This window comes from Lentzea sp. NPDC058450, from assembly GCF_042721395.1.
Taxonomy (GTDB): domain Bacteria; phylum Actinomycetota; class Actinomycetes; order Mycobacteriales; family Pseudonocardiaceae; genus Lentzea.
This window is the reverse complement of record NZ_JBHXLO010000002.1, coordinates 291469-311757: the sequence shown is the minus strand read 5'-3', so window position 1 is coordinate 311757 and position 20289 is coordinate 291469. Positions and strand designations below refer to the sequence as shown.

The window sequence follows — 20289 nt, the reverse complement described above, 5'->3', positions numbered from 1 at the left end:
AACGACAATCATTTTCATTGCAACCCTGCCGGAAGGTCGAACGAGTGGTCCACGACACAGCGCGCCGCACGCCCTCGGTGCTGCGCAGCCCGACTTTTCTCCGTCTCTGGACCGCCACCACGGCGTCGGGCATCGCGACCTGGGCGCTGCCGTTCGTGCTGGGTCTCGCCGTACTCTCCCGCTCGATCACGGCCGTGGAACTGGGAGTCCTGCTCGCCGCGCGCACCGCGGGCTTCCTCGCCGCCGTCCCCGTCAGCGGCGTGCTCGCGGACCGCTACGCCCGCCGCCGGGTCGTGCTGATCTCCGGCCTGACCTCGGCGCTCGCGGCCCCGGTGCTCGCCGCGTTCGTGGGCGACTCACTGGTGATCGCCGCTCTCGCCGCCGCCGCGATGGGCGCGGGCCAGGGCGCGTGCCGCCCGGCCTTCCAGGCGCTCACAGCCGAGGTGGTCGCCGAAGACCAGCGCCAGCAGGCGAATGCCGCGATGACGTTGTCCGTCCGCGTCACGACCCTCGTCGCACCGGGCCTGACCGCGGTGCTGGCACTGGTGGCGACCACGCAGGTGCTCCTGCTGGGCATCGGCGCGCTGTGGCTCGCCGCCGCCCTCGTCCCGCCCGCCGGCACCGGCCAGACCGCCCCGCACACCGGCTCCGGTTTCGTCGCCGACTTCTGGGAGGGCGTGCGCGAAGCCCGCAGGCACCCGTGGTTCCTGGCGGGCCTGGGCGCGCTGACGGCCGTGATCGCCACCGGCTACTCGGCGACGGGCGTGGTGCTCCCCCTGGTCAGCCGCGACCGCTACGGCACCGAGGCCGTGCTCGCCGGAGCGTTGACCGCCTACACCCTCGGCGCGCTGGCCGGCGCCGTCCTGATCGCCCGCTGGCGGCCGCGGCACGCGGGCTGGACCGCGCTGTTCGGCCTAGCCCTGTACGGCTTCGCACCGCTGAGCCTGCTGCTGCCGGTGCACCCGTTCGTCGTGATCGCCGCCTACGCCCTGGCAGGCCTGGGGATCGAGCTGTTCAACGTGCCGTGGTTCACCGCGACCCAGCGCGAGGTGGAGCCGTCGAAGCTCGCCCGTGTGTCCTCTTTGGACTTCCTGATGTCCTACGGCCTCGCACCCGTCGGCCTCGCCCTGATCGCCCCCGCGATCTCGGCCTTCGGCGCCCCGGCCGTGCTCGCGGCCTGCGCGGTGATCTGCTTCGCGGCCCCCGCCCTGGCCGCGCTGGTGCCGTCGTCCCGCGACTTCGGGCCGCGCCGGTGAAGATAGAGCGCCTCCAGGCCTTGGACCCGGCCGCCCGCACGGCGTTGACCGCCACCGGCGCGGTGATCCTGACCGGCCTGCCGAACGTCCCGGACTCGTTGCCGATGGCCTCGGCCCTGCTGTTCGGCACGTCGTTGCGCGAGCTCTACCCGCACCGGACCCGGAAGTCGGTCGACGGCGGAGTCGTCGGCCTGCACGCGGACAGCTTCGACGTCGTCGTCGACATCGCCGGGAAACCCGTGCGGCGCCGGCATCCCGACGAGGACCACGTGCTCGTGCTGCTCAATTCCCAGGCACCGCAAGGAGGCCAGTCCTTCGTGCTCGACGCGCACGAGTTCACCGACTCGCTCGACGCGGAGCTGAAGGACTTCCTCACCGGCGCGGACGTCGACCTCTACGGCCGCTGGGCACCGACGCGCGGCCTGCCCGCGACGCCACGGGTGGGCCGCCACGTCGAGTACACGCGCACGGGCAGGCGGATCACCCGCCGCACGGACGGAGTCGTTCCCCTGCACCGGGATCCGGACGCGGACCACGTCCTCTCGATGCTCGCGAGGTTCGACGCGGAGGTGGACCGGGTGCAGCGGACGTTGCCGAGGATCAGGCTGGACGAGGGCGAGATCCTGGTCCTCGACAACTACCGCTGCTGGCACGGCAGGGACGCGCACACCGGCTCGCGGACCGTGCACATCCAGACCGTGCGGACCGACGACGCCTAGCGCGAAGCCGCCTTGTGCAGCTCGCGCCGCAACTGGGCCTTGCTCATCGAGGAGGCACCCTCCAGCCCGATGTTCCTGGCCTGCACGAGGAGCTCCTCGCGCGTCGCCTGACCGGGCAGCTCGCCGAGGTGGTCGGCCCGGCTGCGCGCGAACAGCTCGCCGAGCTCGTACCGGCGCGTCGCGCTCAGCCGCCGGCGCATGCCCGGCAGCACGGTCTTCTCCTCTTCCTCCACGTGGTGGGTGATGGAGTCGACCACGTCCTTGAGCGCCTTCTCGTACGCGGGCGAGTCGTAGTCCGTGTCGAGGAGCTTGGCGAGCAGCTGCTCGGCCTCGGCGTGCTCCTCCTGGCTGTGCTCGACCTCGTCCTCGCCACCCGCGTCCCTCGCCGCCGGGTACACCTCGGACTCCTCCGCGCGGCTGTGCGCGACGAGCAGGCCGCAGAGCACCGGGGTGAGCAGTGGCCGTTTCTCCGGGTGGTTCCTCAGCTCGTCGAACAGGCGCTCGACCTCGCGGTGGTCCTGCATGATGAGGTCGACGACGTCGTACTGCATGGTGGTTCTCCTTCAGTTCGGGTGGTTCCTCGGATAGCGCGTGACGATGGGCGCGATGCCACGCCGTCCGATGCGGCCGAGCGCGATGCCGAAGCCGCTGAACACGGCGAGCGCCACGACCGCGCTGAGCACGATCGACCACGTCAGGCCCGCGTTCAGCAGTCCTGCCGCGGCGCCGGCGATCACCCCGGCGACGAGGCCGTTGACGAGGTTGACGAGCCCGGCGACGCCGAGTGCCGTGCCGATCAGCCGCGGCCGGCGGGCTTTGCGCCAGCCGGTCTGACCGCCGTCGGCCTCGACGCCGAGGGTGTCGTCGTGCAGCTGCCGCACGAAGACGTGCCTGGTGGACGGTTCGAGCTCCGCGTACACGGCTCGGATGCGGTTGATGCCCAGGCCCGCCTGCACGTCCTCGATGGTCAGCTCGACCGTGCGGAAGAGCGTGGCGAGGCCGATCAGGAACAACGCGCTGAAGATGACGAGCATCAGCGTCAGCAACACCGGCAACGGCACGACCTGCGCGACGAACCCGAGTGCGATCATGGACGCGGAGATCGTCGTCAGCAGATGACCCGCCCGGCCGCTCGCGTCGGTGATGGTCGCCGTGCGGATCATCTGCAGCGTGTTGTGCTCCATGGTGAGGATCGAGAGCGCCGCCACCTTGTCCACTTCGGACTGTTGCTCGGGCACGTCAGCGTCCGAGCGCGGAAGCGAGTTCCTTCTTCGTCATCGTGGAGCGGCCCTTGATGTTCTTCTGCTTGGCCTCGTTGTAGAGCTGTTCCTTGGTGAGGCCCTTGGGGCGGTCGGTGCCCGACCGCAGCCCGCCACGTCGTTGCGGCGACATGTCCTGTGTGGACGACTTGCTCGCCGTCCTGGACTCACCGGCCTGGGCGCGGTTCTTGTTCACCGTGCGCGCCGCGATCTCCTTCGCGCGCTTCGGTGAGGCGCCCCGCTCCTGCGCGGAGTCCTTGATGTGTTCGTACTGACGTTCCCTCTTCGCGTTCGATCCCGCTGGCATGACGACCTCCTGGGGAGCGATTACCCCAGCCGGAACGGTTCACACCTGGGTGACCGGGTAGCCGGGGGCATGGCGATCTCCTCGAGACTCGACACCACGCGCGTGCTCGCGACGGTCGTGCTGCCCACCCTCGCCCAGGGCCGGTTCCGCGGGCCGGGCGCCCTGGCGGTGGCAGAGAAGGTCCAGTCCGGCACGCGCGCCATCGACGCGATGCGCAGGCTGCGCGACCGGTACGGGCCCGAACCGGTGCGGCTGCGCGTCACCGGCCGCAGCGTCGCCGTGCTGGTCGACCCGACCGATGTCGGCAGGCTCCTCGCCGCGACGCCCGAACCGTTCGCGCCCGTGGCCGCGGCACCGGACGAACCGCTGCCGCCGGCGAACGACCAGGTCGAGGCGGTCGTGCGGGACGAGGCCGATCTGCTCACCCGGCACGCTATGAGCACCGGCGAACTGACCTGGACCGCGTTCGAACAGGCGTGGGGACGCGCCACGCGCCGGATCGTCTTCGGTGACGACGCCCGCGACGACGAGCGCCGCACGCCGGCCGCGTTCGACGAGGCCGGAATCATCACGATGCGCGCACTCGCCATCGGGGCACGCGGGGTGAACGGCATCCTCGAGTCCGCCCGCCTGTGGCCTGCCACGCCGTTGCTCCGGCGGCGCAGCACGATCGCGACCCGCTGGCACGGCACGGGGTTGCCGGAGAACACCGAGTTCATCGTGTTCACGCCGTTCTTCCACCGAGACCCCGACCGACTGCCGTTCGCCGACCGCTGCGCACCGGAGTTCTGGGACGGCCCGCGGGACCCGGCGATCGTGCCGTTCCGCACCGAACCGGACGCCGTGCTGCTCGCCGCCGCCACGATGCTGGACGCGCTGAGCGAGCACCTGTCGTTCCCGGCGCTCACCGAACCGCTGCCGGGCACGCTCAACCACTTCGCCCTGAGCCTGCCCGCCACTCCCACGGGCACCCGCGTGTCCTGACCGAACGGAGAACCCGATGCGCGCCGTCCGCCCGCTGGCCTACAACCGGGTCGCGGGGGTCGTGGTGACCGGCAGCGAGGACGGCGCGCACCACGTCATCAGCGAGATCTGCAGCGGGCTCGGCGACATCGGCTGCACGATTCCCGGCCAGGCCCGGACCTACTGGAACCGCGGCCCCGGCCCGAGCTGTGCCGACACCGACGAGCGCCACGACTGGGCGGAGAGCACCGGCCGCACGAAGGCGGCGAACCTGCACGCCGCGGCCACCGCGTTGACCGAACGTCCGATTCCGGCCTAGGTAATCTCCCGAACAATTGCCGCCATAACGGACAAAGTACCTTTGTTTCGTCGGCAAACGGCCGGGTATCGCTGATTCATGGCTGATGGTGTGCGCACGCTCATCCCCGCGAGAATCGACCGGTTGCCGTGGTCGCCGTTCCACACGCGGATGGTCATCGCGCTGGGCGTGGCGTGGATCCTCGACGGCCTGGAGATCACGGTCGCCAGCGCGATCGCCGACACGCTGACCAAACCGGAGGCTCTCGCCCTCTCCTCCACCGCGGTCGGCCTGCTCGCCACGGTCTACCTGATCGGCGAGGTCGTCGGGGCGCTGTGGTTCGGGCATCTGTCCGACCGGCTCGGCCGCCGCAAGCTGTTCATGATCACGCTCGGCGTCTACCTGGTCGGCTCGGGCCTCACCGCGTTCACCCTCGGCAACGGCGAGGGCTGGCTGGTCTTCCTGTACCTCACCAGGTTCGTCGCCGGCATGGGCATCGGCGGCGAGTACGCGGCGATCAACTCCGCGATCGACGAGCTCATCCCCGCGCGCTACCGGGGCCGCGTCGACATCGCCGTCAACGGCACCTACTGGGCGGGCGCGGTGCTCGGCACGCTCGGTTCCTACATCCTGCTGAACCACGTCGAACTCTCGCTCGGCTGGCGGCTCGGGTTCCTCATCGGACCGGTGCTCGGTCTGGTGATCCTGGTGGTGCGCAGGCACCTGCCGGAGAGCCCGCGCTGGCAGATCATGCACGGCCGCACCGACGAGGCCGAGCAGACGATCGCGGGCATCGAGCAGGAGGTCGAGAAGGAGTCCGGATCGGCCCTGCCGCCCGTCGACGAGAAGAAGGCCATCGAGGTCAAGCCCGCCGAACAGATCGGCTATCTGGCGCTGGCCCGCGTGCTGTTCCGCGAGTACCCCAGCCGCGCGGTGCTCGGCGCGACGTTGATGATCACCCAGTCGTTCCTCTACAACGCCATCTTCTTCACGTACACGTTGGTGCTGGGCAAGTTCTACGGCGTGCCGTCCGAGGTGACGCCGCTGTACCTGATCGCGTTCGCGGTAGGCAACCTCGTGGGGCCGTTCACGATCGGGCACTTCTTCGACACCATCGGCCGCCGCCGCATGCTGTTCCTGACGTACTCGGTTTCCGGCGCCCTGCTGGCAGTGACCGCGGTTCTCTTCTACAGCGGTGTGCTGAACGCGGTCACGCAGACCATCGCGTGGTGCGTGATCTTCTTCTTCGCCTCGGCCGGTGCCAGCGCCGCTTACCTGACGGTCAGCGAGATCTTCCCGCTGGAGGTCCGTGCGAAGGCGATCGGCGTCTTCTTCGCCATCGCGCAGTGCTTCGGCGCGCTCGGCCCGGTGATCTACGGCGCGTTGATCGGCACCGGCGACCAGCCCGTGCGGCTGTTCATCGGGTACCTGGTCGGCGCGGTGATCATGATCGGCGGCGGGCTGGTGGCGCGGTTCCTCGCGGTGGACGCGGAGAACAAGTCGCTGGAGGACATCGCGCTACCGCTGTCGGCGACCGCGCGCCGCAGCCACACCCGCGCCGAGGGCGCCGGGTCACCCTTCAAGACCTGAGACGTGCCTGGTCGCCGCGCTCTAGGGTGGTTCGGTGACCACCTCACCTGCCGAAGTCACCCTGACGAGCCGCGGATCGGCCGTCGTCCAGCGCGTCCTCGCGGGGCTGTCCCTGGCCGGCGTCGCCGTGGGCATGGTGCTGGTCGGTCTCTCCGGCGGGGCCTGGTGGGCCATCCTGCTGGGAGAGCTGGGGTTGCTGGTGACCGCGTTCCTCATGCTGGCGATCTGGTTCTCGGCGGCCGACTCCGCGAAGGAGACCACCGCGCTGGTCGCATCCGGGACGCGGGTGCTCGGCGAGGTCACGGACAAGTCGTTGTACGACGACAGCGACGAGAAGTACTACGACCTGACGCTCTGGCTCCCCGTGCCGGACGGCGGTTTCGAGGTCGGGCACCGGTGCGGCCGGCCCGAGTGCGCCGAACTGAGCGCCGGCGCCCGGCTCCCCGTGCTGGTCGATCCGCACACGCGCACGTGGGCCGTCCTGCACTGACCCGCGAAGGCGGGCCGTTGTGCACGGCGGTGTGGCCGATGGTTGGCTGGGGACCGTGCCCCGCAGAAGCGTCTCCGTCTCCGCTGTCGTGCCCGCGCCCGCCGCCGGCATCTTCGACCTGCTCGCCGACCCGGCGAAACACCCGCTCATCGACGGGTCCGGCACCGTCCTCGCGCCACGGGCCGGTGCTCCCGAACGGCTCGCGCTCGGCAGCACGTTCGGCATGGACATGAAGATCGGGGTCGGCTACCGGATCGAGAACACCGTGGTGGAGTTCGAGGAGGACCGGCTGATCGCGTGGCGGCACTTCAACGGGCACCGCTGGCGCTGGCAGCTCACGCCGGCGCCCGGTGGCACCGAGGTGACCGAGACGTTCGACTGGTCTACGGCGCGCGTGCCGCTGTTGCTCGACCTGTCCCCGATCCCCCGCCGCAACAAGGCTTCGATGCGGCGGTCGCTGGAACGCCTGGCGGCGCTCTTCGGAACGGCCGCCTGACAAGATCACCGCATGACCGCTGTCCCTGACGACCTGATCGCCTCCTACCAGCGAGCAGGAGACGCCGAACGGGAGTGGATCGCCGCGCTGCCGGAGCTCGTCGAGGTGTTCTTCGAGAAGTGGGCGCTCACCCCGGACGGCGCTCCGCGGTCAGGCGAGTCGGCCCTGGTGCTGCCGGTCCGGCACGCCGGGCACGGACCGGCGGTGCTGCGGTTCCAGTTTCCCAAGGTCGAGACCCGGGCCGCCGTGGTCGGGCTGCGGGCCTGGGACGGCGCCGGGACCGTGCGGCTGCTCGACAGCGATCCGGCGAGTGGCACGACGCTGCTCGAACGACTCGACGGCTCGCGGTCGTTGGAGGACGTCGACGAGGACGAGGCGATGACCGTGCTCGCCGGCCTGGTGCGGCGGCTGACGTCGAGGACCGCGCCCGCCGACGTGCCCCGGCTCGGTGATATCGCCTCCGGGATGCTGGCGCAGACACCTGAGGCGCTGACCGCGCTGACCGACGCGGAGGACCGCGACCTGCTGATCTCCTGTGCCGCGGCGGTGCGCGAGGTGGCCGGCGAGCCGGGAGACCGCTTGCTGCACTGGGACCTGCACTGCGGGAACGTGCTCGCGGCCGAGCGCGAACCGTGGCTCGCGATCGACCCCGAACCCCTGGCCGGAGATCCCGGCTTCGACCTGTGGCCCGCGCTCAACAGCAAGTGGGACGCGGTGATCGCGGCCGACGACCCGCTCCGCGTGCTGCACCGGCGGTTCGACCTGTTCACAGACGTGCTGGACCTCGACCGCGAACGGGCCGCCGCGTGGACGCTCGGGCGGGTGCTGCAGAACTGCCTGTGGGACGTGGAGGACGGCGCGACCCGGCTCGACCAGCGCCAGGTGACCATGGCGCTGGCCATGCGAACCAAGCCGGGATCACCCTTCCAGGCGTGAGACCAGCACTCCCCCGCGTTGCACGAACGACTCCGGCAGCCACGGCCGGTCGACCACGCGGCCGTTCCAGCGCGTCTCCTTCAGGTAGATGCCCGGCGCACCGGTGGCGATGATCGTGATGTTCTTGCCGGGAATCCGCGCCTTCGGGAACATCGGGCTGGAGAGGTGCAGTTCGGCGCTGCTCGGCGTGCGCGGGTAGAGGCCCAGCGCGGCGAACACGTACCAGGCGGACATCGTGCCGAGGTCGTCGTTGCCGGGCAGGCCCGAAGGACCGGTCTTGTAGACCAGGCGCGCCATCGCCCGCACGGTCTCCTGGGTCTTCCTCGGCTGGCCGAACTCGTTGTACAGCCACGGGGTGTGGATGCCGGGCTCGTTGGTCGGGTCGTAGCGCAACGCGTCGCCGCCGGTGGCCCACGAGCCGTCGGCGCGCTTGAAGAACCCGTCGAGCCGCGCGACGGCGGTGTCGTTGCCGCCCATCACCGACGCCAGGCCGGCGGCGTCGTGCGGGACCATCCACGTGTAGGTGGCGCTGCTGCCCTGCGCGAAGCCCTGGTCGGAGGCCGGGTTGAACGGCGTCACCCAGGTGCCGTCCGCGCGCCGGGCCTGCTGGTGACCGGTGGCCGGGTTGAACGTGTTGCGCCACCAGCCCGCGCGCTGTTCCATGTCCGCGTTCGGGCGGCCGAGGCGGCGGCCAAGGTCGGCCAGCGCCTGGTCGGCGACGGCGTCCTCGAGGGTCTCGGCGGCGCCGCCCCAGCAGTGGCACGTGTCGTGCGGCGCGTAGCCGAGCCTCATGTACTCCGCGAGGTTCGGGCGCTGGCCCTCGCACTGGCCGGGGCAGCCCTTGTCGGACAGGCCGTCCGGGTGCGGAACGGTCGCCTGGCGCAGCAACGAGTCGTAGGCCGCGCGCACGTCGAAGTTCCGCGCTCCCATGGCGTACATGCCCGCAATGGCCGGGGCGGAAGGGTCGCCGGTCATGACGTGTGTCGGGCCGGTGATGTGCACCCAGCGGTCCCAGACGTCGCCGTTGCGGCGCGAGATCTCCAGCAACGACTGGGCGAACGCGCTCGCGACGTCCGGTGCCAGCAACGCCAGCAGCTGGGTGTGCGCGCGGTACTGGTCCCAGCCGGAGAAGTTGCCGTACCGGGTCTGCTGACCGGCGTCGGTGATCACGTTGGGCTGCAGGAAGCTGTGGTACAGCGCGGTGTAGAAGACTGTGCGCTCGTCCGCGGTGCCGCCGTCGATCTCCACTGCGCGCAAACGCTTCGCCCACTCCTTGCGCGCCTCGCGAGCGACGTCGTCGACCGTGGCGCGCTTCGGGATCTCGGCCGCGAGGTTGCGCTTCGCCGCGTCCAGGCTGGTGTAGGAGATGCCGACGCGCATCCGCACCGAGTTGTCCGCAAAGGACACGTACCCGCCGGAACCCTTGCCCGCACGCGCGTTCCCGGTCAGGTAGCCCTCGCCACCGGACGCCGACGTGGTCCCCGGCCGGAGCTCGCTGTTGACCCACGTGCCGTAAGCGCTGATCGGGCGGTCGAACGACGCCGTGAAGTGCAGGCGGTAGTAGGTCTTCTGGTTGTTCGTGCCGCCGTTGGCCCGGCGGCCGCAGAACGCGCCGGTCAGCACCGAACCCGAGACCGTGTTCGTCGCCGGGTCGATCGTGATGTCGGCGTCCTCGCTGCCGTTCAACGAGTTCGACGTGCGGAACAGCAGCGAGCCGTTGACGGGGAAGGTGAACTCTCCGATGCCCGCGCGGGTCGTGACGGAGAGGTCCGCCGTGGCGCCGGACTTGAGGCCCACCCGGTACCGGCCGGCCTCGGCCTTCTCGTCGGCGTGCGAGAAGTCGCTCGCGAAGGTCTGGTCCTTGGTGTCCGCGGTCGGCGACGAGGTGATCTCCCCGACGTGCGGCATGATCGGCACGTCACCGGCCGCGCCGGGGTGGCAGCCCGCGCCGTTGACGTGCGTGAGGCTGAACCCGCGCACGCGCGTCGCGTCGTAGGCGTAGCCGTTGGCGGCGCCGGTGTTCGTCTGGTCGCCGCGGGTCGACGTGGGACTCCACGAGATCATCCCGAACGGCCGCACGGCGCCGGGGTAGGTGTTGCCGCCGCCCGCCGAGCCGATCAGCGGGTCGACGAACCGGGTGTCGTCTCTCACCGCCGCGCTCGCGGGTGTCGCCAGTGCGGCGGTGAGGACAGTGACCAGGAAGACCGGGAGCGCTCTCACGTCCCGGGACAGTAACCGGAAATCAGTAAACGCAGGGTGGCCGGTAACCGTCGATCTTCAGGCTCTGGAACTCCAGGTCGTTCTTCGTGTTGCCGACGAACACCAGGCCACGGGCGTCGTCGAGGGCGTCCGCGAGCGGGTAGGACGGCTTGCCGAGGGCCGGCAGATATGTCCAGTCCTTTGTCTTGAAACTGAAGAACCGCTTCACCAGCTTGCCGCCGGTGGACGGAATCCTGGTGACCCACTTGTCGCCACCGCTCCAGAACTCCGCCGGCCGCAGCTGGACGTAGAGGTCGTTCGTGGCGCGGTAGGTCATCCAGAAACCGTGCGATGTGGACAGATCGGCCTGGGCCTCGAACTTGTTGCCCAGCCACACGACCATGACCGCCCAGTCGTCGGCCAGGAACTTGATCTTCGCGGTGTGGTCGTGCCGGCCCTTCGGCACGAGGATGCTGCCGGTCGCGGGTTCGGTGGCGCCCTCACCGCTGGCGATCCACTGCTGCAACCGGTCGATGGACGGGGTTCTGCACTCGTTGCCGTGCGAGGCGCTCGCAACGGCTGTCGAGCCGAGGGTGAACAACAGCGCGTACGCGATCACCGCGACGCGGCCGAACGTCGATTTCAGGCGCATCTCGCGGACCGTAGCGGAAATTGGTATAAACCATTTCCGTTGACGGTTGACAGGGTCTCGTTTGGTTACCCGGTCAGCGGATTGTGAGCGCTCCTCACGGCGGCCACAGTGTGCCGCGTGCGCCCCGCCAGATGCGTTGCATTCATAGGTGTCGTAACGGTCTTCGCCCTCCAACTGACCACGCCCGCCGTCGCCGCGACGGACTGCGGCCCCACGATCGACGAGCGGACGTTCGCCTCGGCCGCCCAGCTGCGCGCCCTGAACGCGACCGTCGCCGGGTTCGGCGTCCGCGCCACCGGCAGCCCGAACCACAACCGCCTGATCTCGTGGCTCGACCACCGCGTCGACCGGCTGCCCGGCGTGTCCGTGCGGTCCGAGCCGTTCGCGATCACCCGCTGGCAGCCCGGCCCCGGCTTCCTGCTGTCGGGCGGGGCCATGCCGGTCGCGGGCGCGATCCCCTACTCCGAGCCCGGGCTGCGTTCCGGCGAGCTCGTGCGGCTCCCGGCCGGCACCCCGATCACGCCCGGGAACGCCCGCGGCAAGGTCGTGCTGCGCGCCTTCCCCGCCCTCGACCGCGGCTACCTCGCCGAACCGTTGCTGGACCAGGACATGGTCGACGCGGGCAAGGCCGGTGCCGCCGGGGTGGTGATCGCGTTCCCGTTCCCGCACGAGCAGGTGAAGGGCTACTGGGACCCGCACCTCGGCACCCACTACCGCGTGCCGGGCGTGTTCGTCGGCGCGGACGCGGCGCTGCGGCTCAAGCCGGGCACGCACACGACGATCGGTGTGCTGGCGGCGCGGGTGCCGGCGGTGACGAGGTCGCTGGTCGCCACGCTGCCGGGCGTGAGCAGCGAACGGATCGTGCTCGACACCAACACCGACGGCGTGGGCTGGGTGCAGGAGAACGGCACCGTCGCGTTGCTGGCGCTGGCCGAGCACTTCGCCCGGCTGCCGCTGCGGTGCCGTCCGCGCACGATCGAGTTCGTCTTCGCGACCGGGCACCTGCACCGGCCCGCCGAGGGCAGCGAGTTCCGGGCGCGCGCCCTGGACCGCGACTACGACTCGGGGTCGGTGGCGTTCGCGTTCGTGCTGGAGCACCTCGGAACGCGGGAGTTCCTGCCCGTCGACGGGTCGCTGCGAGCCTCGGGTCTGGCCGAGTTCTCCGGGTGGTTCGCGGGCAGTCCTGTGCTGGCCGGGAGTGCCGCGTCAGCGTTGGCCGGACGGGCGGTGGATCGCACGTTCGTCCTGCCCGGCAGCGACCTGCCGGTGCCGGGCCGGGTGCCGCCGCAGTGCTCGTTCGGCGGGATCGGCACGCACTTCCACTCGCACCTGGTCCCGACGATGGCGATGATCTCCGGGCCGTGGACGCTCTGGGCACCGGCGTTCGGCGCGGAGGCCGTGGACCACGAACGCATGCGCCGCCAGGTGCTCGCCGCCGGTGACGCGATCACGGCGCTGGCACCGGTGCCGCGTGCCGAGATCGCCGGGCCGTACCTGGCTCAACGGCAGGCGCGGGCGGCCGGTGCGCCGACGTGCTCGCACGACCTGCCGCCCGAGTGGGCGCCTAGATCCTGACGGATGCCTGGACGGCGAGGTGGTCGGACGGGTACTGGCCATCTCGCTGGTAGGTGTTGATCGCGGCCTCCTCGACGATGAGGCCGCGGGTGAGGATCCAGTCGATGCGGGGGCCGTTCGGGACCAACGGGCCGTAGCCGTGGAACGTCCCGTGCGCCGGCGTGGTCTGGCGGCCGGTCAGCCAGGTGTCGACGAGGAACGACGTCAGCGTGGCGTAGGCCGGTGAGCCGGGGACGTCGTTGAAGTCGCCGGTGACGATCACCGGCAGCGTCAGGCCCTGGAGCCGGTCGCGGACGAACTCGGCGCCGCGCACGCGGGCGTTCGGCGACTCGTGGTCGAAGTGCGTGTTGACGACGACGAACTGCTTGCCGGACAGGCGATCCGCGAACCTGACCCAGGTGACCATCCGGATCACGTTGTTGCCCCACGACCGCGAGCCGACGAGGTTCGGGGTGTCGGAGAGCCAGTGGTGGTCGAACTCCAGCGGTTCCAGGCGGAGCGTGTCGAAGAAGATCGCCATGAACTCGTCGTGGCTGCCGCCCGCCCGGCCCTGGCCGATCCAGTCGTAGTGGCCGGGCAGGTCGTGCGCGATGTCGCGCAGCTGCCCGTAGAGGCCTTCCTGGGTGCCGAGGACGTGCGGGAGCTCATTCAGCAGGAGCTGGGCCATGACCGGGCGCCTCGTCGGCCACGAGTTCGGCTCGGCCGTGGAGGCGAACTTGAGGTTGAACGACATGACGCGCAACGGCTCCATTTCGCCGATCATGGCACAGGCCCGGCTTCAGCGAAGCCGGGCCTGTGGTCCCGCACGTGCCCTGCACGCGGGCTCGACCCCCGACGAGGCCGAGCCCTTCCACCTCATCTACGCGGTCGCGTAGCCGGTCGGCGTGCTGGTGAAGCTGCCGCGGCCCTGCGTCCGGCTGCGCAACCTCGTCACGTAGCCGAACATCTCGGCGATCGGCACGCTCGCCGTCACCACCGTGGCGCCGGCCCTGGCCACCGAGCCGAGGATCCGGCCCCGGCGCGTCGCCAGGTCACCGAGCACCCCGCCGAGGTACTCGTCCGGCACGGTCACCGTGACCTCGGCGATCGGTTCGAGCAACTGCATGGCGCCGGCCTTCAGCGCCTCGCGCAGCCCGAGCCGCCCGGCCGTGCGGAACGCCATCTCCGACGAGTCCTTGACGTGCGTGGACCCGTCGGTCAGCGTCACCCGCAGCCCGACCACCTGGTGGCCGAGCGGGCCTTCGGCGAGCGCGTCCCGGCAGCCCTGTTCGACCGCGCGGACGAACTCCTGCGGCACCCGGCCGCCGGTGACGGCCGAGCGGAACTCGAACCCTTCGTCCAGCGGTTCGGTGTCGATCACGATGTGGGCGAACTGACCTTGCCCTCCGTCCTGCTTCACGTGCCGGTGGACGAAACCGGTCACCCCGGTGCTCACCGTCTCCCGGTACGAGACGCGCGGACGGCCCATCGTGATCTCCACGCGGTGCAGCGTTCGCGCCTTCTGCACCGCCACCTCCAGCTGCAGCTCGCCCTGGCCGGACAGCACGGTCTGGCCGGTCTCGGGGTCCGTCCCGAAGCGCAGGGACGGGTCCTCGTCGACGAGGTGCGCGAGCGCCTCGACGAGCCTGGCGTTGTCAGCGCTGGTGCGCGCCTCCACCGCCACCGAGACGACCGGTTCGGCCGACACCGGGGGTTCGAGCAGCAACGGCGCGTCCGGAGCGCACAGCGTCGCCCCGATGCGGGCCGACTTCAGCCCGATCAGCGCCACGATGTCGCCCGCGACGGCCTCGTCGACCGGCGTGTGCCGGTCGGCCTGGACGCGCAGGATCCGCCCGACGCGTTCGGCGCGGCCCGCCACCAGCACCGAGTCTCCCTTGTGGAGGGTGCCGGAGTAGACGCGGACGTACGCGAGGCGTCCGGTGGCGGTGGCGTTCACCTTGAACACCAACGCCGAGAACTCTTCGTCCGGGTCGGGCTGCCGTTCCTGGCCGTCGACGCCGCGCACCGGCGGAACGTCCACAGGGGACGGCAGGTACGCGATCACCGCGTCCAGCAACGGTTCCACGCCCCGGTTGCGGTACGCGCTGCCGCACAGCACGACCGTTCCGGTGCCCTGGCTCGTGATCTCGCGCAGGGCCTCGCGGAGCGTCTCGTCGGTCAGGCCTTGGGCGAAGAACTCCTCCAACGCGTCGGGGTGCAGTTCGGCCACCGTCTCCTCCAGGAGGCGACGACGCCGTTGTGCCTCTGCCAGCAACGTTTCCGGGACAGGCCCCTCCTCCAGCGCGTCGTCCCAGGTCAGCGCACGCATGCGCACCAGGTCGACGACGCCGAGGAACCCGTCCTCCGCGCCGATCGGCAGTTGCACGACGAGCGGCACGGTGTGCAGGCGCGTGCGGATCGACTCCACGACGGCGTCGAGGTCCGCGCCCGCCCGGTCGAGCTTGTTGACGAACGCGATCCGCGGCACGCCGTGCCGGTCGGCCTGGCGCCACACCGACTCGCTCTGCGGTTCCACGCCGGCGACGCCGTCGAACACCGCGACCGCCCCGTCGAGCACGCGCAGGGACCGTTCGACCTCGTCGGCGAAGTCGACGTGGCCCGGCGTGTCGATGAGGTTGATGCGGTGGCCGTCCCACGTGCAGGTCACGGCGGCGGCGAAGATCGTGATGCCGCGGTCGCGTTCCTGCGGGTCGAAGTCGGTGACGGTGGTGCCGTCGTGGACCTCGCCGCGCTTGTGGGTGCTGCCGGTGGCGAACAGGAAGCGTTCGGTGAGGGTGGTCTTGCCCGCGTCGACGTGAGCGAGGATGCCGAGGTTGCGGACAGCGTTCAACGTGGTGGTGCGCATGGCTCTGCCTTAGTTCTCAAGGACTTACGGGGTCAGCGCGATGACCCGACGAACGCTTTCAGGCGTACGTCAGACACTCCGGCGCCCGGCGCGCAGCAGGCGACCGGGGTACGGGGACACGAGGATCACGTCGAAGCGGGACGAGAGAACGACGGCGGTACGCACGGCCGGTCTCCTCTCGTCTCGGTGATGATGATCGTGGAGTGTAGACAGACCAACACATCCACGGGAAGTCAATTCTTACAACCACGGGCCTGCGCGGTTTGTTCCCCGGAACACCGCCGCGCCTGTCTTCGTTCAAAGACCATGCGTTTGTGTCTGCTCGGCGACTCGATCGCCGCCGGAGTGGGCAGCACTCGCCGCGAGGACACTCTCGGCCCGTTGCTCGCCCAGCACCTGCGGGCCGCCGGTCACCGGATCGATCTTCAGGTGCGCGCCTTCCCCGGCGCCCGGTCCGCGGACCTGCGCGCCCAGGTGAGGGCGGCGGGCGCGGTGGACGTCGCCGTGGTGGTGATCGGCGCGAACGACCTGACCAGGTTCGTTCCGCCGGACGTGGGCGCGCAGCAGCTGCACGACGCGGTCGCGGACCTGCGTGCGGCGGGCGCGGAGGTCGTCGTCGCGACGGCGCCGGACCTGAGCGTCGTCGCGCACGTGCCGCCCGCGCTGCGGGACATCGTCTCGGCCGCCAGCCGTCAGTACGCCGAGGCCCAGCAACGGGCGGTGATCCGCGCCGGCGGTGTGGTCGCGCACGTCGAACGCGCCGTCACGCCGCAGTTCGCCGCCGACCCGTCGCTGTTCGCCGGGGACCGCTTCCACCCGTCCGCGGCGGGCTACCGGGCGATCGCCGCCGCCCTCGCCCCCGCCGTCGAGGTCGTGGCCGCCCGGATCTGACCACACGCGACCGATTGCGATCACCGCCGTGGCGTCGTACTGTCCAGACTAAGTTCAAGCATTGAACGAATGAGGTGGATGATGAGCACGCCCACTCCGGCGGACAAGTTCTCCTTCGGTCTGTGGACCGTGGGCTGGCAGGGTCGCGACCCGTTCGGCGAGGCCACGCGCCCCGAGCTGGACGTGGTCGAGGCGGTGCACCGGCTCGCCGAGCTCGGCGCGTACGGGCTGACGTTCCACGACGACGACCTGTTCGGGTTCGAGGCGACCGACCGCGAGAACCAGATCAGCCGCCTGCAGGGCGCGCTGAAGGAGACCGGGCTCGTCATCCCGATGGTGACGACGAACCTGTTCAGCCACCCCGTGTTCAAGGACGGCGGCTTCACCAGCAACGACCGCGGCGTGCGCCGGTTCGCGCTGCAGAAGGTGCTGCGCAACATCGAGCTGGCCGCCGAACTCGGCGCCCAGACGTTCGTGCTCTGGGGTGGCCGCGAGGGCTCCGAGTACGACGTGGCGAAGGACGTGCGGGCGGCGCTCGACCGGTACCGCGAGGGCATGAACCTGCTGACCCAGTTCGTCACGGACCGCGGCTACGACATCCGGTTCGCGCTGGAGCCGAAGCCGAACGAGCCGCGCGGCGACATCCTGCTGCCGACCGTCGGGCACGCGCTCGCGTTCATCTCGTCGCTGGACAAGCCCGAGCTGGTCGGCCTGAACCCCGAGGTCGGGCACGAGCAGATGGCGGGCCTGAACTTCGTGCACGGCATCGCGCAGGCGTTGTGGCACGGCAAGCTGTTCCACATCGACCTCAACGGCCAGCGCAGCATCAAGTACGACCAGGACCTGGTGTTCGGGCACGGCGACCTGATGAACGCGTTCGCGCTGGTCGACCTGCTGGAGACGGCCGGCTACGACGGCCCGCGGCACTTCGACTACAAGCCGTCGCGCACCGAGGACATCTCCGGCGTGTGGGACTCCGCGCGCGCCAACATGGCCACCTACCTGCTGCTGCGCGACCGGGCCGCCGCGTTCCGGGCCGACCCTGAGGTGCAGGAGGCGTTGCAGACGGCGGGCGTCGCGGAGCTGTCCGAGCCGACGCTGAACGCCGGTGAGTCGTACGACGACCTGCTGGCCGACCCCGTCGACCCGACCGCCGGGGCCGAGCGCGGCTACGGCTTCGTGCGCCTGAACCAGCTCGCGCTCGAGCACCTCACCGGAGCGCGCTGACATGACGCTGGTCGCCGGCGTCGACTCCTCGACGCAGTCGTGCAAGGTCGTGGTCCGCGACGCCGAGACGGGCGCGCTCGTCCGGGAGGGCCGCGCCGCCCACCCGGACGGCACCGAGGTGCACCCGTCGCACTGGTGGTCGGCCCTGGAGTCCGCTCTCGCCGACGCCGGCGGCCTGTCCGACGTCTCCGCCCTGAGCGTCGCCGGGCAACAGCACGGCATGGTCTGCCTCGACTCCGATGGCGTCGTGGTGCGCGATGCGTTGCTGTGGAACGACACCCGTTCAGCGGCGGCCGCGTCGGCGTTGACCTCCGAACTGGGTGCTTCCGAGTGGGCCGGGCGGATCGGCCTCGTGCCGGTGGCGTCGTTCACGATCACCAAGCTCCGCTGGCTCGCCGAGCACGAACCGGCCAACGCCAAGCGCACCGCCGCCGTCTGCCTGCCGCACGACTGGCTGACGTGGCGGCTGCGCGGCACCGGTGACCTGGCCGACCTGGTCACCGACCGTTCCGACGCCTCCGGCACCGGCTACTTCGACTCGGTGACGAACACCTACGTCCCCGACCTGGTGGAACTGGCGCTGGGCACGTCCGACGTGGTGCTGCCCCGCGTGCTCGGCCCCGCCGAGCACGTGGACGGGCCGGTGCGGCTCGGCGCGGGTGCCGGTGACAACGCGGCGGCCATGCTGGGCGTGGGCGGCGGCGTGGTGGTCTCGCTGGGCACGTCCGGCGTGGTCACGGCGACGGCCGACGTCAGGGCCTCGGACCCGTCCGGCATCGTGGCGGGGTTCGCCGACGCGACGGGCCGCTACCTGCCGTTGGCGTGCACGCTGAACGCCGCCCGCGTGCTGGACGCGACCGCCCGCATGCTGGGCGTGGACCTCGCGACGTTGAGCGACCTGGCCCTGTCGGCTCGTCCCGGCGCGGAAGGGCTCGTGCTCGTTCCGTACCTGGAGGGCGAGCGGACGCCGAACCTGCCCGACGCCACGGGCGCGTTGCACGGCCTGACCCTCACCAACGCCACACCGGCGAACATCGCGCGTGCGGCGGTGGAGGGCATGTTGTGCGGTCTGGCCGTGGGGCTTGATGCGTTGGCTTCGCAAGGTGCTGACGTCACGAGCGTGCGGCTGGTCGGAGGAGCGGCAGCCTCTCGTGCGGTGCGGGAGATCGCTCCGACCGTGTTCGGTGTGCCCGTGACCGTGCCCGCGCCCGGCGAGTACGTGGCCGACGGTGCGGCCCGGCAGGCGGCGTGGACGTTGGCGGGCGGCGAGACCCCGCCGAAGTGGGCGGGTGCCGACAGCACGCGGTTCGAGGCGGACGCGGTCCCGTTGATCCGCGAGCGGTACGCCGACGCCTCGACGAAGTACCTCAGCCGATGAGCGCCCGGCCCGCACCCGGCCTCCGAGTGCGGGCCGGCGCACCGCGATACTGGCCGCGATGACCACCGTCGACCACCTGAGGCAGGTCCGCCTCGGCAACCTGCGGACGGTGCTGCTCGCACTCGTCGACCGCCCCGGCTCGCGCGCCGACCTCGCGGCCCGCACCGGCCTCACCAAAGCGACCCTCTCGAACCTCACCGAACCCCTGCTGGCGAACGGCATCCTCGTCGAGGAACCGGCCACGCTCGCCGGCATGGGCAGGCCATCCAAGCCGTTGCGCTTCCACCCCGACGGCCCGGTGGCGGTGGGCGCCGAGATCAACGTCAGCCACCTGGCCGTCGAGACGCTCGGCCTCGACGGCGAGACCCTCGAACGCCGCCTCGTGCCCGCCGACCTGCGCAAGGTCTCCGCGGGCGAGGTGCTGGACCGGGTCGCCGCGCTGGTCAGGGAGGTCACCGGCCCGCGCCCGGTGCTGGGAGCCGGGCTGGCGATCCCCGGCGTGGTGCACGACGGCGTGGTGGTCAGGGCCCCCAACCTGCCCGAACTGGTCGGCGTGCCCCTCGCCGCCGACCTGGGCCGGCGGCTCGGCCTCGACGTCTCGCTCGACAACGAGGCGAACCTCGCCGCGCTCGCCCACCTGTGGCCCCGGCACCTCGCCGGTGAGGACTTCGTGCACGTGACGGCGGACGTCGGCATCGGTGCCGGGGTGGTGCTGGGCGGCGAGGTCTACCGCGGGGTCAGCGGGTTCGCGGGCGAGCTCGGGCACGTCGTGATCGAGCGCGACGGCATCCCCTGCACCTGCGGGAGCCGCGGGTGCGTCGAGCGGTACGCGGGCCTCGACGTCATCCTGCGCGAGGCGGGACGGCGGCGGCTCGACTCGTTGCGCAAGGCGCTCGAAGCTCAGGATCCGAAGGCACTCGCGGCCGTGCGGATGGCCGGTGAGGCGCTCGGCGTCGGCATCGCGACGCTGACGAACCTCTTCGACGTGCCCACGGTCGTGCTCGGCGGCAGCTACGCCGTGCTGTACGACCACCTCCGGGACGCCGTGCGGTCCGAAATGGACAGCCGGGTGCTCGCGGGCGGCGAACGGCACACGCGCCTGCTCGCCTCCCCGCTCGGCGAGTTCGCGGTGGTGCGGGGCGCGGCGGGCCTGATCACGAGGCGCGCCGTCCACCAGCCCGAACGACTCCTCGCCTAGCCCACACCCC

Annotated in this window: 21 protein-coding genes; 14 read left to right on the top strand and 7 right to left on the bottom strand. The window is 71.1% G+C overall.

What is annotated here, in order from left to right:
* The first annotated feature begins 44 nt into the window (after nt 1–44).
* Nucleotides 45–1256 (top strand): MFS transporter, encoded by a 1212-nt coding sequence (locus tag ACFWNN_RS05575; RefSeq protein ID WP_382438659.1) that lies wholly within the window; start codon nt 45–47, stop codon nt 1254–1256.
* On the top strand, nt 1253–1975 hold the full coding sequence (locus ACFWNN_RS05570; protein WP_382438658.1) for a TauD/TfdA family dioxygenase: 723 nt from the start codon (nt 1253–1255) through the stop codon (nt 1973–1975). Before ACFWNN_RS05575 ends, ACFWNN_RS05570 begins: the two co-directional genes overlap by 4 nt.
* Here ACFWNN_RS05570 and ACFWNN_RS05565 read toward each other — a convergent pair.
* Genes ACFWNN_RS05565 through ACFWNN_RS05555 form a run of 3 tightly spaced genes read right to left on the bottom strand, consistent with a single transcriptional unit; the run spans nt 1972 to nt 3541 of the window.
* Complete coding sequence (locus tag ACFWNN_RS05565; RefSeq protein ID WP_382438657.1) at nt 1972–2526, bottom strand: hemerythrin domain-containing protein; 555 nt, start codon at nt 2524–2526, stop codon at nt 1972–1974. The genes ACFWNN_RS05570 and ACFWNN_RS05565 overlap by 4 nt on opposite strands.
* A 12-nt stretch (nt 2527–2538) precedes the next feature.
* Nucleotides 2539–3213 carry a hypothetical protein gene (locus tag ACFWNN_RS05560; protein WP_382438656.1) on the bottom strand — a complete coding sequence of 225 codons (675 nt, stop codon included), beginning with the start codon at nt 3211–3213 and terminating at the stop codon, nt 2539–2541.
* Between the two features lies 1 nt (nt 3214).
* Complete coding sequence (locus ACFWNN_RS05555; RefSeq protein WP_382438655.1) at nt 3215–3541, bottom strand: plasmid stabilization protein; 327 nt, start codon at nt 3539–3541, stop codon at nt 3215–3217.
* A 69-nt stretch (nt 3542–3610) separates the two neighbouring features.
* Here ACFWNN_RS05555 and ACFWNN_RS05550 point away from each other — a divergent pair, with 69 nt between their 5' ends.
* The 6 genes from ACFWNN_RS05550 (at nt 3611) to ACFWNN_RS05525 (ending at nt 8314) form a co-directional block, all read left to right on the top strand.
* On the top strand, nt 3611–4525 hold the full coding sequence (locus ACFWNN_RS05550; protein WP_382438654.1) for a cytochrome: 915 nt from the start codon (nt 3611–3613) through the stop codon (nt 4523–4525).
* Between the two features lie 16 nt (nt 4526–4541).
* Nucleotides 4542–4823: a hypothetical protein gene (locus ACFWNN_RS05545; RefSeq protein WP_382438653.1), complete on the top strand. Its 282-nt coding sequence runs from the start codon at nt 4542–4544 to the stop codon at nt 4821–4823.
* 78 nt (nt 4824–4901) lie between these two features.
* Nucleotides 4902–6392 carry an MFS transporter gene (locus ACFWNN_RS05540; protein ID WP_382438652.1) on the top strand — a complete coding sequence of 497 codons (1491 nt, stop codon included), beginning with the start codon at nt 4902–4904 and terminating at the stop codon, nt 6390–6392.
* Nucleotides 6393–6426: 34 nt separating this feature from the next.
* A complete protein-coding gene (locus ACFWNN_RS05535) occupies nt 6427–6882 on the top strand; it encodes a hypothetical protein (RefSeq protein WP_382438651.1) in 456 nt (151 codons plus the stop codon).
* A 55-nt stretch (nt 6883–6937) separates the two neighbouring features.
* Nucleotides 6938–7378: an SRPBCC family protein gene (locus ACFWNN_RS05530; RefSeq protein WP_382438650.1), complete on the top strand. Its 441-nt coding sequence runs from the start codon at nt 6938–6940 to the stop codon at nt 7376–7378.
* 12 nt (nt 7379–7390) lie between these two features.
* Nucleotides 7391–8314, top strand: coding sequence for an aminoglycoside phosphotransferase family protein (locus tag ACFWNN_RS05525; RefSeq protein ID WP_382438649.1), 924 nt, complete (start codon nt 7391–7393; stop codon nt 8312–8314).
* Here the strand turns inward: ACFWNN_RS05525 and ACFWNN_RS05520 are convergent.
* Together ACFWNN_RS05520 and ACFWNN_RS05515 are read right to left on the bottom strand one after the other, a co-directional pair.
* Nucleotides 8297–10534, bottom strand: a complete 2238-nt coding sequence (locus ACFWNN_RS05520; protein ID WP_382438648.1) for a GH92 family glycosyl hydrolase — start codon at nt 10532–10534, stop codon at nt 8297–8299. The two genes, ACFWNN_RS05525 and ACFWNN_RS05520, sit on opposite strands and share 18 nt — an antisense overlap.
* A gap of 22 nt (nt 10535–10556) precedes the next feature.
* Nucleotides 10557–11165: a hypothetical protein gene (locus tag ACFWNN_RS05515; protein ID WP_382438647.1), complete on the bottom strand. Its 609-nt coding sequence runs from the start codon at nt 11163–11165 to the stop codon at nt 10557–10559.
* A gap of 117 nt (nt 11166–11282) precedes the next feature.
* Between ACFWNN_RS05515 and ACFWNN_RS05510 the strand changes: the two genes are divergently transcribed.
* The gene (locus tag ACFWNN_RS05510; RefSeq protein ID WP_382438646.1) at nt 11283–12740 is read left to right on the top strand and encodes a hypothetical protein; all 1458 of its coding nucleotides are present in this window, start codon (nt 11283–11285) and stop codon (nt 12738–12740) included.
* Here ACFWNN_RS05510 and ACFWNN_RS05505 read toward each other — a convergent pair.
* Nucleotides 12730–13503 (bottom strand): endonuclease/exonuclease/phosphatase family protein, encoded by a 774-nt coding sequence (locus tag ACFWNN_RS05505; protein WP_382438645.1) that lies wholly within the window; start codon nt 13501–13503, stop codon nt 12730–12732. The two genes, ACFWNN_RS05510 and ACFWNN_RS05505, sit on opposite strands and share 11 nt — an antisense overlap.
* Here ACFWNN_RS05505 and ACFWNN_RS05500 point away from each other — a divergent pair.
* Nucleotides 13406–13615: a hypothetical protein gene (locus ACFWNN_RS05500; protein WP_382438804.1), complete on the top strand. Its 210-nt coding sequence runs from the start codon at nt 13406–13408 to the stop codon at nt 13613–13615. The two genes, ACFWNN_RS05505 and ACFWNN_RS05500, sit on opposite strands and share 98 nt — an antisense overlap.
* Here the strand turns inward: ACFWNN_RS05500 and fusA are convergent.
* Nucleotides 13600–15585: an elongation factor G gene (fusA, locus tag ACFWNN_RS05495; RefSeq protein ID WP_382438644.1), complete on the bottom strand. Its 1986-nt coding sequence runs from the start codon at nt 15583–15585 to the stop codon at nt 13600–13602. The two genes, ACFWNN_RS05500 and fusA, sit on opposite strands and share 16 nt — an antisense overlap.
* A 306-nt stretch (nt 15586–15891) precedes the next feature.
* On the opposite strand from fusA, the gene ACFWNN_RS05490 reads away from it, so the two are divergent.
* The 4 genes from ACFWNN_RS05490 (at nt 15892) to ACFWNN_RS05475 (ending at nt 20279) form a co-directional block, all read left to right on the top strand.
* On the top strand, nt 15892–16476 hold the full coding sequence (locus ACFWNN_RS05490; RefSeq protein WP_382438643.1) for a GDSL-type esterase/lipase family protein: 585 nt from the start codon (nt 15892–15894) through the stop codon (nt 16474–16476).
* A 78-nt stretch (nt 16477–16554) separates the two neighbouring features.
* The gene (gene xylA / locus ACFWNN_RS05485) at nt 16555–17703 is read left to right on the top strand and encodes a xylose isomerase (RefSeq protein ID WP_382438796.1); all 1149 of its coding nucleotides are present in this window, start codon (nt 16555–16557) and stop codon (nt 17701–17703) included.
* A gap of 1 nt (nt 17704) precedes the next feature.
* Nucleotides 17705–19081 (top strand): xylulokinase, encoded by a 1377-nt coding sequence (locus tag ACFWNN_RS05480; protein ID WP_382438642.1) that lies wholly within the window; start codon nt 17705–17707, stop codon nt 19079–19081.
* A 58-nt stretch (nt 19082–19139) separates the two neighbouring features.
* Entirely contained in the window at nt 19140–20279 is a 1140-nt protein-coding gene (locus ACFWNN_RS05475; RefSeq protein ID WP_382438641.1) for an ROK family protein, read from the top strand.
* The last annotated feature ends 10 nt before the right edge of the window (nt 20280–20289 follow it).

Coding starts and splice junctions, on each gene's coding strand:
- ACFWNN_RS05565 (WP_382438657.1), bottom strand. CDS start 2,526: ATGCAGTACGACGTCGTCGACCTCATCATGCAGGACCACCGCGAGGTC.
- ACFWNN_RS05555 (WP_382438655.1), bottom strand. CDS start 3,541: ATGCCAGCGGGATCGAACGCGAAGAGGGAACGTCAGTACGAACACATC.
- ACFWNN_RS05550 (WP_382438654.1), top strand. CDS start 3,611: ATGGCGATCTCCTCGAGACTCGACACCACGCGCGTGCTCGCGACGGTC.
- ACFWNN_RS05545 (WP_382438653.1), top strand. CDS start 4,542: ATGCGCGCCGTCCGCCCGCTGGCCTACAACCGGGTCGCGGGGGTCGTG.
- ACFWNN_RS05540 (WP_382438652.1), top strand. CDS start 4,902: ATGGCTGATGGTGTGCGCACGCTCATCCCCGCGAGAATCGACCGGTTG.
- ACFWNN_RS05525 (WP_382438649.1), top strand. CDS start 7,391: ATGACCGCTGTCCCTGACGACCTGATCGCCTCCTACCAGCGAGCAGGA.
- ACFWNN_RS05515 (WP_382438647.1), bottom strand. CDS start 11,165: ATGCGCCTGAAATCGACGTTCGGCCGCGTCGCGGTGATCGCGTACGCG.
- ACFWNN_RS05500 (WP_382438804.1), top strand. CDS start 13,406: ATGACCGGGCGCCTCGTCGGCCACGAGTTCGGCTCGGCCGTGGAGGCG.
- ACFWNN_RS05505 (WP_382438645.1), bottom strand. CDS start 13,503: ATGATCGGCGAAATGGAGCCGTTGCGCGTCATGTCGTTCAACCTCAAG.
- fusA (WP_382438644.1), bottom strand. CDS start 15,585: ATGCGCACCACCACGTTGAACGCTGTCCGCAACCTCGGCATCCTCGCT.
- ACFWNN_RS05490 (WP_382438643.1), top strand. CDS start 15,892: ATGCGTTTGTGTCTGCTCGGCGACTCGATCGCCGCCGGAGTGGGCAGC.
- xylA (WP_382438796.1), top strand. CDS start 16,555: ATGATGAGCACGCCCACTCCGGCGGACAAGTTCTCCTTCGGTCTGTGG.
- ACFWNN_RS05480 (WP_382438642.1), top strand. CDS start 17,705: ATGACGCTGGTCGCCGGCGTCGACTCCTCGACGCAGTCGTGCAAGGTC.
- ACFWNN_RS05475 (WP_382438641.1), top strand. CDS start 19,140: ATGACCACCGTCGACCACCTGAGGCAGGTCCGCCTCGGCAACCTGCGG.